The organism is Cupriavidus cauae (assembly GCF_008632125.1).
Lineage (GTDB): Bacteria > Pseudomonadota > Gammaproteobacteria > Burkholderiales > Burkholderiaceae > Cupriavidus > Cupriavidus cauae.
Genome location: NZ_VWRN01000045.1, coordinates 219,888 through 233,880, shown reverse-complemented (window position 1 = coordinate 233,880; position 13,993 = coordinate 219,888). Strand labels below are relative to the sequence as shown.

The following is a 13,993-nucleotide window of genomic DNA, read 5'->3' as shown; positions in this document are numbered from 1 at the left end:
GATATACATTGGAAATTGTATATCCAGAGCAAACCGAATGCTAATGCCTTCTTAGGCACACCAGCATGCGCATGGCCGCTCCCGAATTACGCATCGACCCGCCACCATCTCGGCAACAACTCCCGCACCGACCGCTGCGCAAACCGGTCGTCGATCAGATACACCACGCCGCGGTCCTCGCTGGTGCGGATCACCCTGCCCGCCGCCTGCACGACCTTGCGCAGGCCTGGATACAGGTACGCGTAGGCATAGCCGTCGCCGAACGTGTCCTCCAGCCGGCTGCGCAGCTGCTCGTTGACCGGATTGAACTGGGGTAGGCCAAGCGTGGCGACGAAGGCACCGATCAGGCGGTCGCCTGGGAGATCGACGCCCTCGGCAAAAGGCCCGCCCAATACGGCAAAACCCACGCCGCGGCCGCCGGGCCGGAAGGCGGCGAGGAATTCGGCCTGCTCGGCCTCGCCCATGCCGCGCGCCTGCGACCAGCTCGGGATATCGGCGTGCCGCTGCGCGAACAGGGCCAGCGCATCGCCCAGGTAGTCGTGGCTGCTGAAGAACGCGAGATAGTTGCCCGGACTGTCGCGATACTGCGCGGCGATCAGTTCGACGATATCGGGCAGCGAGCGCTGCCGATGCGCGAAGCGGGTCGAAATATGCGACGCGACGCGAACGCGCAGCTGGTCCGGCTGGAAGGGCGACGGCACCTCGTGCCAGACCCATCGCTCCGGCAGGCCCAGCATATCCGCGTAGTAGGAGGCCGGCGCCAGCGTGGCCGAGAACAGCGAGACCGAATGCGCCGCCGCCAGTCGCGGCCGCAGGAAATGCGCCGGCACCAGGTTGCGTACCCCCAGACGGACATTGCCGTGCGCGCCGCGCGCCGGCATGCGCGTCATGTCGAACACGGAATGCGGACCGATCTGTTCGGCGAGCCGGCAGAATTGCAGCACATCGAAATAGAAGCGCTGCAGCGCCGGGTCCTGCTCGGTGGGCCGCTCCGTGAACCGCTCCCGCAACGCAGCGCACAGCCCTTCGAAGGCATCGAGCAACGGCGCCGGGACTTTCGCCTCGGCCCGATAGTCGCCGGCCAACATCTTCGCCGCGGCATTCCATTGGCGGCCGACGCGATCGAACGCGCGGCGCAGCTCCACCGGCGCTTGCCGCCGCAGCGCGCGGAATTCGGCCTGATCGAGCGTGGCGCTGTACATGTCGCGCGCCCGCTCCGGCAATTGATGGGCCTCGTCGACCAGCACGCTGACGCGCCAGCCGTCGTGCAGCGCAAAGGCATGCAGCAGCGCCGTGCGGTCGAAGTAGTAGTTGTAGTCGGCCACCACCACATCGCTCCAGCGCGCCATTTCCTGGCTCAGGTAGTACGGGCAGATGTCGTGGGCCAGCGCGATCTCGCGGATGTGGCCGCGGTCCAGCATCGTCCGCTGCGCCGCCTGCGCACGCGCCGCCGGCAGGCGGTCATGGAAGCCGCGCGCCAGCGGACACGCTTCGCCGTGGCAGGCACGCCCCGGATATTCGCAGGCCTTCTCGCGGGCCACCATCTCCAGCACGCGCAGGGGCATCGCTTCCCGCTGCGCGGCCAGCCCGCGTGCGGCTTCCAGCGCCAGCGCCCGGCCGGTCGAGCGGGCCGACAACACGAACAGCTTGTCGATCTTCTGCTTCGGCATCGCCTTCAGCGCGGGGAAGATCGTGCCGACGGTCTTGCCGATGCCGGTGGGCGCCTGCGCGAGCAGGCAGCGGCCGGAGAGGTTGGCGCGATAGACCGATTCGGCGAGCTCGCGCTGGCCGGCCCGGAATCCGGCATGCGGAAAGGCAAGCGCCTCCAGCGACAGATCGCGCTCGGCGCGATGCGCCAGCTCCTGCTCGGCCCAGCCGATGAAGGCACGGCATTGCGCCTCGAAGCAGTCGCGCAGCGCCACCGCGGTAAAGCGCTGCGCCTCGGTTCGCTCGCGCCCGCTGACGATATCGAAATAGACCACCGCGATCTCGATGTCTTCGAGATCTTCGCGCTGGCACATCAGCCAGCCGTAGACCTTGGCCTGCGCCCAATGCAGATGCCGATGATGGGCCGGCACCTCGGCCGCATCGCCGCGCACGGTCTTGATTTCCTCGAGCCGCCGCAGCGCCGGATCGTAGCCGTCGGCACGGCCGCGCACGCGCAGCGGACCGAAGTCACCGCTCAGCGCGATTTCGGTCCGATAGCCGGCAGGCCGGCGGAACGTCACGGTGGCATGGCCCGCCACGCCCTCCTGCGCGGTCGGCGAAGGGGTGAACCGCAGGTCCAGATCGCCGGCGCGGGCGGTGAATTCGCAAAGCGTGCGGACCGCGACGATGTAGCGTGGTTCGCCCTCGGTGCCACCGGCGGGAGCGTCGTTGCCGCAAGACGAATCGGCCGGCATGCCTGGCGGCGGATCGGCGGAGCAGCGGGATAAGGACACGGGAACGGACATCGCGACGGCAGGCGGACAAGGCATTCCGCGGCGCGCGGAACAGCTGTACAAATATACAGTACCGCACCTTCCGTTGTCGACGCCGATGGCATCGGCAAACGCGGCCGTTTCCGCTGTCAAGCTTTCGGATTTCCTGCCGTTAACATCCAGATATTCCGCTGTACCCCATCATGAGCTTCCGCCGTTCCCCGCTTCTTCCCGCCCCAGCCCTTGCCACACCGCTTGCAGCCGCCCTTGCCGTAATGGCAGGCTCCCTGTGCATCGCGGGAAGCGACGCGCATGCCGCCACACGCTCGCGCATGGATGTGCGCCTTACCATCGCCGACACCTGCCTTGTGCAGCATCTACCGGACTCACAGCCGCGCGTTTCCTGCGCGCTGGACGCCGCGTATCGGGTGGTGGCGCCGCAGCCCACGCCCGCCGCACCGACCGCGTCGGCGGACGCCCTCGTTGCACCGCCGACCGCCGGCAAGTCCTTGGTGGAAATACAGTTTTAAACGTCACGCAGCGCTGTAACAAAGCATTGCAAGGTGAAACATCTCCATTCTTGTGCGTTAGCCTTGGCTTAACACCAATAAGGAGATGGATATCATGCGATTCTCCCTGTTGCGTCCACAGCACAAATACGGACGTCTCGCCGCCGCGGCCATCGCGGCGTTTTTCCCGGCGTGGCTTGGTGCCGCCACCAAGACCACGACTTTCCAGGTGCGGCTGACCCTGGCAAACGATTGCGCAATTTCCGCATCGGACCTGGATTTCGGCTCGCAAGGCGTCCTTGGCGCCAATATCGACCAGACCACGACGGTCAGCGTCACCTGTACGACCGGGGCGCCCTACAACGTTGGCCTGGATGCCGGCACTGCGGCCGGGTCCACCATCGCGAACCGCCGCCTGGCGGGCCCGGCCGCCTCATCGGTCGGCTATCAGCTGTATCGCGACGCCGCCCGCACCCAGATCTGGGGCAACACTCCCGGCACCGATACGGTGGCCGGCACCGGCAACGGCGCGGCCCAAATCCTGACGGTCTATGGTCGCGTACCGCCGCAGGCGACGCCGGCGGCCGGCGCCTACACGTCCACCATCACCGCGACGATCAACTTCTGATGGGAAACCCACCCGCGACGCGGGTGCGGCGTTCGCCGATGCGGCTTTTCCGGCTGCCGGCTGGGCTTCACCTCGCCGTCCTGCTGGCATCGGCGCTCATCGCCGCCGCAGGCCATGCCGCATCCCTGCAGATTTCGCCGATCCGCATCGACCTGCCCTCGGCGCCCGGCGCCGGCGCACTGCAGCTGCGCAACCAGGGCGACGTTCCGATCCATGCGCAGGTGCGGGTCTTCCGCTGGACGCAATCCGGACGCGATGACGTGCTGGAACCGACCGACACCGTGGTGGCCAGCCCGCCGATCATCCGCATCGCGCCGGGCGATCAACAGCTGGTGCGCGTGGTCCATCCGCAAGCCGCCGCTGCCGCCGCGGGAGAAACGACCTACCGCCTGCTGATCGACGAGCTGCCGCAAGGCGACAACGGCCCCGCGTCGGGGGTCCGCGTGCAGCTGCGTTATTCGGTGCCCGTCTTCGTCGGGACGCCGGACGCGGGGGTGGTGCCGCCTCTGCGTTTCGCTCTGCTGAAGGACGGCGGCGAATGGCGCCTGCTCGCCCGCAATGATGGCAATCGCCATGCCCAGATCAGCGATGTCACGCTGCTCGGACGAGGCGGCACGAAATACGCGGTCACCGCGGGACTGCTCGGCTATGCCCTGGCAAAGTCCGGCCGCCAATGGTCGCTGCCTGCCGAGCGCGGAATGGCGCCGTCGGCAGGATGGCGGCTGGAAGCCACGGTCAACGGTACGCGCATTTCCGCTCCGCTCGACGTGGCGTCGGCCGGCCATGCCGTCGGCACCGATGCCCGGTAAGGGACCGCCAGGCAGTGGCACGATGTGTCCGGGAACAGGGATGCCTGCGCGTTGGCGGTCGATGGCGGCGCCTGCCGTGGCCTCTGCTGTGGTCGCTGCTGTGGTCGCTGCTGTGGTCGCTGCTGTGGTCGCTGTCGTCATGGCTGCAACCGAGCCCCGCCGCGGCACAGCCGCCCTCCGCGGCACCGCCCGATTCCCCACGCGATGCTGACGTTGCCGACGCACAGCACGTGGCGCTCGACGTGATCCTGAACGAGGCACCGCTCGGCATGGTCGCGCGCTTCCGCTGGAGCGGCGGTCGCCTGTTCGCCACCGTGCAGGAACTACGGGAGATCGGCATCCGAACCGACGACCTGACTCCCGCGGCGGACGGACATGTCGCGCTCGACGGCATTGGCGGCCTGGCTTACCAATATCTCGAAGCGGTCCAGCAGGTCCGGCTGACCGTCGACGATGCCCGCCGCCTGCCCAACGTCGTCGATACCATGCCGCGGCGGCCCGCCACCGTCACGCCGGGCACCGGCATGCTGCTGAACTACGATGCCTACGGCCAGCCGGGCACAGCGGCGGCGCTCGGCCTCTACACCGAACAGCGTTTCTTCTTTTCCCAGGGCGTCATCAGCAATACCGGTTTCGCCACCTTCTATCGCGACGACAACCGCTATATCCGGCTCGACACGAGCTACGCACGGCCGGACCCTTCGGGGCTGACCACGCTGCAGCTGGGCGACGCCATCTCCGGCGCACTGTCGTGGACCCGCTCGGTCAGGCTGGGCGGCGTGCAGTACCGCCGCAACTTCGCGCTGCGGCCCGATATGGTGACCTACCCCGTGCCGCAGCTGGGCGCGACGGCCGCGGTTCCCAGCGCCGTCGATCTGTACGTCAACAATGTCCGCCAGTACAGCGGCCAGGTACCCAGCGGCCCGTTCGTCCTCAGCGGTGCGCCGGCGCTGACGGGCGCGGGACAGGCGACGATCGTGGTGCGCGACATGCTCGGCCGCGATGTCGCCACCTCGCTGCCCTTGTATGTCGATACCCGCATGATGGCCGCGGGCCTGCTGGACTACTCGGTCGAAGCGGGCTTTCTGCGCGAGCAATATGGCCTGCGCTCGTTCGAGTACGGCAGCCAGCCGGCAGGCAGCGGCTCGCTGCGCTACGGGCTCACCTCGGAACTGACGCTGGAAGGCCATGTGGAGGTGATGCCCGGCAGCTATGTGACCGGCGCAGGCGTCCTGTGGCGGCTGGGCGGTGCCGGCGTGGTCAGTGCGGCCGCGGCCGAAAGCGTTGGCCGAGGCAACGGCACGTTGTTTTCGCTGGGCTATCAGCTGCGCACGCCGTCCCTGACACTTGACCTGCAAGGCAGCCGCACCGCGGGACGCTTCACCGATCTGGCGGCGCGCGCCGGGGCGCCGTTTCCAGGCGCGCTGTATCGCGCGACCTTCGCAATGCCGGTGGCGCGCAACGGCAACGTGGCGCTCAACTACGTACACCTCGACGATGGACTGATCGGCCGCTCGCGCATCGGCTCGCTGGCCTTCACCACGCAGCTCGCGCGCGACTATTCGCTGAGCCTCAGTGCCTATCGCGATTTCGCCGAACCACGCATGCAAGGTGTGCTGCTGACCCTCACCGTGGTGCTGGGGCCTTCCACCTCGGCCTCCGTGTCAGCGGGCAACGATGGCGGCAGGGAAGCCCTTTATGCCAGCGCCAGCCGCACGCCGGCCTTCGACGGAGGATGGGGCTGGCAGGTCCAGGGCAGCAGGAATGCCGGGCTTTCGCGCGGCCTCGCGCAGCTGAGCTACCGCGGCCCGTATGGGGAGGTGCTCGGCGGCGTGCAATCGATCGACGGCGAAACACGCATGGCGGTCAATGCCACGGGGTCGGTCGTGGTGATGGACGGCGCAGTCATGGCGGCACGCCGAGTGACCGACGGCTTTGCGCTCGTGTCCACCGGCGGCCATGCCGGCGTACCGGTACTGGTCGAGAACCGCAGAATCGGCGCGACGGACCGCAACGGCCATTTCCTGGTCCCCAACCTGATGCCGTATCAGTCGAACCGCGTCGGCATCGACGCGCTGTCCCTGCCCGCCAACACGCGCCTGAGCACGCCCACGTTGAACATCGCGCCGGCGTGGCAGGCCGGCGCGCTGGCGCGCTTCGACATCACGCCGATCCGGGCGGGACAGGTAACCCTGACGGACGCCGCGGGCGCGCCGTTGCCGGCCGGCACGGTCGCCCGCATGCTCGCACGCGATGACCCGAATAGCGCGCTGGCCACGACGATCGTCGGCTATGACGGACTGGCGTACTTCGACAACTGGTCGGATCGCAATGTCATCGAGGCCGACCCGCCGAGCGGGAAATGCCGGGCCGAAATCGGCTATCGCGCCTCCACCTCTCCGATACCGATGATGGGCCGCGTTGCCTGCACGCCGACAGGGCCATGAACATGCATCGCATCGCCCGCCTGACTCTGGCCGCCCTGCTGCTCGCACTGGCGAGCGCCGCGCAAGGCCAGACCTGCACCGCCACCGCTTCCAATCTGACGTTCGGCACCGTCAGCCCGGTCTCCGGCGCAGCCTCCACCGCCAACGGCAGCATCTCCATCAACTGCACCGGCTTTGCGCTGGGCCGCGCGCGCGTTTGCCTGGGCATCGGCACAGGCAGCGGCGGCACGGCGCTGCTGCCGCGCACGCTGAGCAGCGGCAGCGGGGCGCTGAACTACAACCTCTATACGAACAGCGGCTACACGACGGTCTGGGGACCGCGCGGAGGGAGCGGGACGAGCTACGTGCAGATCGACATTCCGATGACGCTCGGCACCGGCCAGGCCACCGTCCCGGTGTACGGCCAGGTTCCCGCCAACCAGAGCACGGTACGGGCCGGAGCCTATCAGTCGGCGTTCACGGCGGCATTCACGGAGATGAACTACGCCGAATACGTGCTGGTCGCGCCGAACTGCGCCACGCTGACCAGCCCCGTCGCCAGGTTTCCGTTCACCGTGACGGCAAACGTCATCAGCGATTGCATCATCACGGCAACCAACGTGGATTTCGGCACGCGCGGCCTGCTCTCTGCCGACGCCACCGCCACCGGCACCATTACGGCCCGATGCACCAATGGCAGCCCGTACACGCTGGCCATCAACGCCGGCACCTCGGCCGGCGCCTCCGTGGCGAACCGGCGGATGCAACGCAGCGGCGGCACCGAGCAGATCGGCTATCAGCTGTACCAGAACGCCGCCTACTCCGTGCCCTGGGGAGACGGCACCACCGGAACGAGCGTCCTGTCGGCAACCGGCACCGGCGCCACGCAAAGCTACACGGTGTATGGCCGCGTGCCGGCCCAGCAGACTCCGGTCGCGGGTACCTACGCCGATACGGTCACCGTCACGGTGACGTACTGACGGCGGGCCTCGGCACGACGCGGGGTACGCCCGCCGCCGCGCGCTCGAGCCTCAATCCACCGTGATATTCGCGCTGCGCGCCACCTTGCCGAACTTCTCGTATTCCGCCTGCGTCAGTGCTTGCAGCTCGGCGGCGCTCGACGACTTCGGGTTGAAGCCGGCCTGCACCAGCTTGTCGCGCACCGGCGCACTGCCCAGCGCCTCGACAAACGCCGCATTGAGCTTCTGCACGATGTCGGCCGGCATGCCGGCGGGCCCGTACACGCCGAACCACGGCTCAACCGAATAGCCGGCCAGTCCCGCCTCGGCCAGCGTCGGCACATTGGGCAATGCCGGCGAGCGCGTGCTGCCCGCCACCGCCAGCGCGCGCAGCTTGCCGGCCTGGATATGCGGCAGCGAGGCCGGCAGGTTGTCGAACATCACGGGGATATGTCCGCCAAGCATGTCGTTGATTGCCGGGCTGCTGCCCTTGTACGGCACGTGGGTCAGGCTGGTGCCCGTCATTTGCGCAAACATCGCGCCGGCCAGATGCATCGAGGTGCCGGTGCCCGCGGTCGCATAGGTCAGGCCGGGATTGCGCTTGGCCCAGGCCACCAGTTCGGCGACGGTCTTGACCGGCAGCTGGTTGCCGACCTCCAGCACGATGGTGGATGTGCCGAGCAGGCTCACCGCGGTGAAATCGCGGCGCGGATCGAAAGGCATCGCCTTGTAGATATGCGGGTTCAGTGCATTGGTGGAGATCGCGCCGAAGCCGATCGTATAGCCGTCCGGCGCCGCCTTGGCCACGGCCTCCATGCCGATATTGCCGCCGGCGCCCGGCCGGTTCTCGATCACCACGGGCTGGCCCAGCTTCTCGGCGACACGCTGGCCGACGGTGCGTGCCACCAGGTCGGTGGTGCCGCCCGCGGCGTAGGGCACGATGAAGCGGATCGGCTTGGTCGGATAGTCGGCGGCGCTGGCGGGCTTCGGCAGTCCGAGCATGGCGGTGGCGAGGCCGGCGAGCGCGATGCCGAGAACGGTGCGGCGGGGAAGATGGCGGATGCGAGGCGTCATGGGCGTGATTGGCGTCATGAGGCGGTCTCCTTTCGTGTGGTGATGATTTGCGTTCGTTGTTGTCGTTGTTGCGGCTCGCAGGCCGATGCCGAAGCCGAAGCCGATGCCGAAGCCGATGCCGAAGCCGATGCCGATGCAAGCCGGCGGGCGCCATCATATCCAATCCGCACGTGCGCGTGGGACCGTTCGAGACGGCAGACCACCGTCACACGCTGCCACCCCCGCCCGCTTCGCGCAAGGCATCGAGCGCGGCCACCACCGCGCCGCGGCGGAAGCTGTCCTCGCGCCAATACATCGACACCGAGCCGAAGCCCGACAGCCGCAACGGCACGATGCGCAGCGCGCCCAGATCCTCAAGACGGCGCGCGGTGCGGTGCGAGGCGACGCCGATCATGTTCGTATGGTTCAGCAGCGTCAGGTTCAGGATGGTCGAATTGGACTCGACGCAGCGCGCGGGCAACGGGCGCCCCGCCGCCGCCAACGCGGATTCGAGCGCATTGCGGATCGGCGTGCCGCGCGGCCAGATCACCCATTGGAACGATTCGAGCGCGGTCCAGTCGAGCGCCGCCATCGACAGCAGTGGATGCTTGGGGCGCGCGACGAAGTGGATCGGCTCCATGTACAGGGCCTCGGTACGCAGGCGCGCGTCCTGCAACTCGGGCGCGGAGCGCCCGACCACGATATCGAGCTCGCCGCGCGCGAGCCGGCTCATCAGCTCGTCCATCGTGCTCTCGACCAGGCGGATCTGCGCGCCGGGCATCGCCTTGAGCAGCCGCACCACCGCCAGCGGCACGGTATCGGCCGCCGATGCGCCGGAGGTGCCGATCACCACGAGGCCGCTGCCGCCATCGCGCAGCGCCTGCAGATCGTCGCGCGCGCTATCGAGCTGCGCTTCGATGCGGCGCGCATGTTCGATCAGCGATTCGCCGTAAGGCGTCGGCCGCAGGCCGCGCGCGTGCCGCTCGAACAGCGGCAGGCCGATGTCCTCCTCCAGTTCGCGCAGCCACTTCGACAGGCCGGGCTGCGTGGTATTGAGCGCCGCCGCGGTCTGGCTCATGTTGCCGGTCTCGGCCAGGCTCAACAGCATTTGCAGGTTGCGAAGCCGCAGCCTGTGTGTCCAATCCATCAGGGAAAACCCTCCCAGTCATATCCATATTCGTATGGATCAGATCAACAATTCATTTTTCGAAATATACCTGCACGGCTACAGTCCCAACCAACGAATAACGACGAATGACGCGGACAAGCCGCCCTGCCTCTCATCCGCAGACGGGAGATGGGGGCCTCCGCCGGTGCCTTCTCGATTGGAGACCTCGATGTCGAACAGCAAGCGGGATATCGCCCGCGCGGCCTACTACGAGCAGATCGGGCGCAGCCATATGGCGCCGCTGTGGGAATCGCTGCACGCACTGGTGCCGCCGCAACCGCAGCCGAAGGCGCAGCCGGCGATCTGGAAATACGAGCAGATCCGTCCGCTGGTGATGCAGGCGGGTTCGGTAATCAGCGCCGAGGAAGCGGTACGCCGCGTGCTGGTGCTGGAAAACCCCGGCCTGCGCGGCAAATCGAGCATTACGTCGACGCTGTACGCGGGCCTGCAACTGATCCTGCCCGGCGAAATCGCGCCCAGCCATCGCCATACGCAGTCCGCGCTGCGCTTCATCGTCGAGGGCCAGGGCGCGTGGACCGCGGTCGACGGCGAACGCACGACGATGCATCCCGGCGATTTCATCATCACGCCGTCGTGGACCTGGCATGACCACGGCAATCCGCTCGAGGCGGACGGCGGCGAACCCGTGGTCTGGCTCGACGGACTGGATATCCCGCTGCTGCTGCAGCTCGATGCCGGCTTCGCCGAGAGCTATCCCGAAGCCGTGCAGCCGGTCACGCGCCCCGAGGGCAACAGCTTCGCGCGCTATGGCAACAACATGGTGCCGGTGCGCCATCAGCCGACCGGCGGCAGTTCGCCGATCTTCAGCTATCCGTATGCGAGGACGCGCGAAGCGCTGGACCAGCTCTACCGCCATGGCGAGCTCGACCCGTGGGACGGCGTCAAGCTGCGCTACGTCAATCCCGCCACCGGCGGCTGGCCGATGCCGACCATGGCCACCTTCATGCAGCTGCTGCCGGCCGGCTTCCAGGGCCGCACCTATCGCAGCACCGATGCGACCGTCTACAGCGTCGTCGAGGGCCGCGGCACCGCGCGCATCGGCGAGATGCAGTTCCAGTTCGAGCCACGCGACATCTTCGTCGCGCCATCGTGGCAGCCGGTGCAGCTGGCGTGCGTCGAGGACGCGGTGCTGTTCAGCTATTCGGACCGCCCTGTGCTCAGCGCATTGAATCTGCTGCGCGAGGAACGGCTCTGACCGCCTGCATTGGGACACCGGCGTGCGCGGGGCATACCGCCGCGCCCGTCATCCGCGCATTCCATTCCTGAACGATACGATCCTGCAAGGACTTCCCATGCCCTATGTTTTCGATCCGGCGCCCACCGTCGCCATTCCCGTTGCCGGCAGCGGCGACGACCGCTTCCCAGTTCGCCGCGTCTACTGCGTCGGCCGCAACTACGCCGCGCATGCCCGTGAAATGGGCTTCGATCCGGACCGCGAGCCGCCGTTCTTCTTCTGCAAGCCGGCCGACGCGGTGATTCCGGTGGCCTACGGCGACACGCTGTCGCTGCCCTACCCCTCGCAGACGCAGAACTATCACTACGAAGCGGAACTGGTGGCCGCGATCGGCCGTGGCGGCAGCGATATTCCGGTCGAGCAGGCGCTCGACCACGTCTGGGGCTATGCGGTGGGTCTCGACATGACCCGGCGCGACCTGCAGATGAAAATGCGGGAGATGGGCCGGCCCTGGGAAATCGGCAAGGCCTTCGATGCGTCGGCACCGATCGGCCCGCTGCATCGCGCTGCCGACGTCGGCCATCCCGAGCAGGCCGATCTGTGGCTGACGGTGGATGGCGAGACGCGCCAGCGCAGCAATGTCTCGCATCTGATCTGGTCGGTCGCGGAAACGGTGGCCTGCCTGTCGCAGTACTTCCGCCTGCAAGCGGGCGACCTGATCTTTACCGGCACGCCGGAAGGCGTCGGCGCGGTGAAGCCGGGACAGCAAATGGTGGCCGGCGTGCAGGGACTCGGCGAACTGTCGGTGCGCATCGTCTGAGCGGAAGCCGATCATGCAGCTGCACAGCTTCTTCAACAGCTCGACGTCCTACCGCGTGCGCATCGCGCTCGCGCTGAAGGGCCTGCCCTACGACTACGTGCCGGTCAATATCCGCAACGGCGCGCATCGCGACGCCAGCTATGTCGAGCGGATCAACCCCTCGGCCAGCGTGCCGGCGCTGGCCGACGGCGACCTGCACCTGGGGCAATCGCTGGCGATCGTCGACTACCTCGATGCGCGCCATCCGGAACCGCGGCTGATCCCCGCCGACCCCGAAGCGCGGGCGCGCGTGCTGGAGCTGTCGTATGCGATCGCCTGCGACATCCATCCGGTCAACAATCTGCGCGTGCTGCGCTATCTGCAGGACACGCTGGGCGTATCGCCGGAGCAGAAGGATGCGTGGTACCGGCACTGGGTCGACGAGGGCCTGGCCATGGTCGAACGGCTGCTGGCCAAGCGCGCGGCCGGCCCGTGGTGCTTCGGCGACCGGCCAACGCTGGCGGACTGCTGCCTGGTGCCCCAGATCGCCAACGCGCAGCGCATGGGCTGCGACACCGAGCGCTTTCCGCTGACGATGGCGGTCTACCGCCATGCGGCCGAGCATCCGGCCTTCCGCGCCGCCGAGCCGCGCCGGCAGCCGGACTATCAAGGCTGAGCGCCATGCGGCTCCGGCGAGCGGGACAGGAGACATCGATGAACACAACACAACAGGACCGCAAGGTCATCGTGGTCGGCGGCGGCATCGGCGGCCTGGCCGCGGCGCTGGCCCTCGCGCGGCAGGGCATCCGCATCGAATTGCTGGAGCAGGCCGAGCAGATCGGCGAGATCGGCGCCGGCATCCAGCTCGCGGCCAATGCCTTCGCCGCGCTGGACGCGCTTGGCGTCGGCGAGGCGGCGCGCAACCGCTCGGTATTCACCGACCATTTGATGCTGATGGACGCGGTCGATGCCAGCGAGGTCGCGGTGGTCGACGTCGGCGAACGCTACCGCGAACGGTTCGGCAATCCCTATGCCGTGATCCATCGCGCCGACATCCATCTGTCGATCCTCGAAGCGGTGCAGGACCATCCGCTGATCCGCTTCCGCACGGCCACGCGGGTGGAGGGCCTCGAGCAGGACGACAACGGCGTCACCGTGATCGACCAGCGCGGCGAGCGGCACCGCGCGGACGCCGTGATCGGCTGCGACGGCGTCAAGTCGGCCGTGCGCCAGGTGCTGCTGGGCGACGAGCCACGCGTCACCGGCCACGTGGTCTATCGCGCGGTCGTCGAACTGGAGGACATGCCGCAGGACCTGCGCATCAATGCGCCGGTGGTCTGGGCGGGTCCCCATTGCCATCTGGTCCACTACCCGCTGCGCGGCGGCCAGCAGTACAACCTGGTGGTGACGTTCCATAGCCGCGAGCAGGAGGTGTGGGGCGTGCGCGAGGGCAGCAAGGAGGAAGTGCTGTCCTACTTCGAAGGCATCCATCCGCGCCCGCATCAGATGCTGCATCGTCCGACCTCGTGGAAACGCTGGGCGACCGCCGACCGCGATCCGGTCGAGCGCTGGAGCTTCGGCCGCGCCACGCTGCTGGGCGACGCCGCCCATCCGATGACGCAATACCTCGCGCAGGGCGCCTGCCAGGCGCTGGAGGACGCGGTGACGCTCGGCGCCGCGGTCGAGCACTGCGACGGCGACTTCGAGGCCGCATTCGCGCTGTACGACAAGGTCCGGATTCCGCGCACGGCGCGCGTGCTGTATTCCGCCCGCGAAATGGGCCGGATCTACCACGCCAAGGGCGTCGAACGGCTGGTGCGCAATTCGTTGTGGGTCGACCGCACGCAGGAGCAGTTCTACGACGCGCTGGCCTGGCTGCATGGATGGCGCGCGCAGGATTGCCTGAAGGCTCCGGGCCAGCGCCCGGGCTAGCCCGGCTCGATATTTCGTCGCTCGACGTTTCGTTGAAGCTCTTGCTGGACCACGTAGTCCCGCCGCCTCCCCACGGAGACGGCGGCGCCCCAGCT

12 protein-coding genes are annotated in these 13,993 nt (G+C 68.0%); 9 read left to right on the top strand and 3 right to left on the bottom strand.

What is annotated here, in order from left to right; all coding sequences use genetic code 11:
* Positions 1–86: 86 nt before the first annotated feature.
* A complete protein-coding gene (locus F1599_RS17140) occupies positions 87–2,402 on the bottom strand; it encodes an ATP-dependent DNA helicase (RefSeq protein WP_150083869.1) in 2,316 nt (771 codons plus the stop codon).
* A gap of 293 nt (positions 2,403–2,695) precedes the next feature.
* Here F1599_RS17140 and F1599_RS17135 point away from each other — a divergent pair, with 293 nt between their 5' ends.
* The 5 genes from F1599_RS17135 to F1599_RS17115 all read left to right on the top strand — a co-directional run bounded on the left by F1599_RS17135 (position 2,696) and on the right by F1599_RS17115 (position 7,772).
* Positions 2,696–2,950, top strand: coding sequence for a hypothetical protein (locus tag F1599_RS17135; protein ID WP_150083868.1), 255 nt, complete (start codon positions 2,696–2,698; stop codon positions 2,948–2,950).
* Between the two features lie 94 nt (positions 2,951–3,044).
* Positions 3,045–3,557, top strand: coding sequence for a Csu type fimbrial protein (locus tag F1599_RS17130; protein ID WP_190286388.1), 513 nt, complete (start codon positions 3,045–3,047; stop codon positions 3,555–3,557).
* A 23-nt stretch (positions 3,558–3,580) separates the two neighbouring features.
* Complete coding sequence (locus F1599_RS17125; RefSeq protein WP_223819708.1) at positions 3,581–4,366, top strand: fimbrial biogenesis chaperone; 786 nt, start codon at positions 3,581–3,583, stop codon at positions 4,364–4,366.
* 14 nt (positions 4,367–4,380) lie between these two features.
* Positions 4,381–6,813 carry a fimbria/pilus outer membrane usher protein gene (locus F1599_RS17120; RefSeq protein WP_150083866.1) on the top strand — a complete coding sequence of 811 codons (2,433 nt, stop codon included), beginning with the start codon at positions 4,381–4,383 and terminating at the stop codon, positions 6,811–6,813.
* Positions 6,810–7,772 carry a Csu type fimbrial protein gene (locus tag F1599_RS17115; RefSeq protein ID WP_223819707.1) on the top strand — a complete coding sequence of 321 codons (963 nt, stop codon included), beginning with the start codon at positions 6,810–6,812 and terminating at the stop codon, positions 7,770–7,772. Before F1599_RS17120 ends, F1599_RS17115 begins: the two co-directional genes overlap by 4 nt.
* 51 nt (positions 7,773–7,823) lie before the next feature.
* Here the strand turns inward: F1599_RS17115 and F1599_RS17110 are convergent, their stop codons facing one another.
* Both F1599_RS17110 and F1599_RS17105 read right to left on the bottom strand, forming a co-directional pair.
* The gene (locus F1599_RS17110; RefSeq protein WP_223819726.1) at positions 7,824–8,753 is read right to left on the bottom strand and encodes a Bug family tripartite tricarboxylate transporter substrate binding protein; all 930 of its coding nucleotides are present in this window, start codon (positions 8,751–8,753) and stop codon (positions 7,824–7,826) included.
* Between the two features lie 277 nt (positions 8,754–9,030).
* Positions 9,031–9,951, bottom strand: coding sequence for a LysR substrate-binding domain-containing protein (locus F1599_RS17105; protein ID WP_150083864.1), 921 nt, complete (start codon positions 9,949–9,951; stop codon positions 9,031–9,033).
* A gap of 190 nt (positions 9,952–10,141) precedes the next feature.
* Here F1599_RS17105 and gtdA point away from each other — a divergent pair, with 190 nt between their 5' ends.
* The 4 genes from gtdA (at position 10,142) to F1599_RS17085 (ending at position 13,898) form a co-directional block, all read left to right on the top strand.
* Entirely contained in the window at positions 10,142–11,188 is a 1,047-nt protein-coding gene (gtdA, locus tag F1599_RS17100) for a gentisate 1,2-dioxygenase (protein WP_149316023.1), read from the top strand.
* A 97-nt stretch (positions 11,189–11,285) separates the two neighbouring features.
* On the top strand, positions 11,286–11,987 hold the full coding sequence (locus tag F1599_RS17095; protein WP_150083863.1) for a fumarylacetoacetate hydrolase family protein: 702 nt from the start codon (positions 11,286–11,288) through the stop codon (positions 11,985–11,987).
* A gap of 13 nt (positions 11,988–12,000) precedes the next feature.
* Positions 12,001–12,642 (top strand): maleylacetoacetate isomerase, encoded by a 642-nt coding sequence (gene maiA / locus F1599_RS17090; RefSeq protein WP_150083862.1) that lies wholly within the window; start codon positions 12,001–12,003, stop codon positions 12,640–12,642.
* Positions 12,643–12,680: 38 nt separating this feature from the next.
* Positions 12,681–13,898, top strand: coding sequence for a 3-hydroxybenzoate 6-monooxygenase (locus tag F1599_RS17085; RefSeq protein WP_150083861.1), 1,218 nt, complete (start codon positions 12,681–12,683; stop codon positions 13,896–13,898).
* The last annotated feature ends 95 nt before the right edge of the window (positions 13,899–13,993 follow it).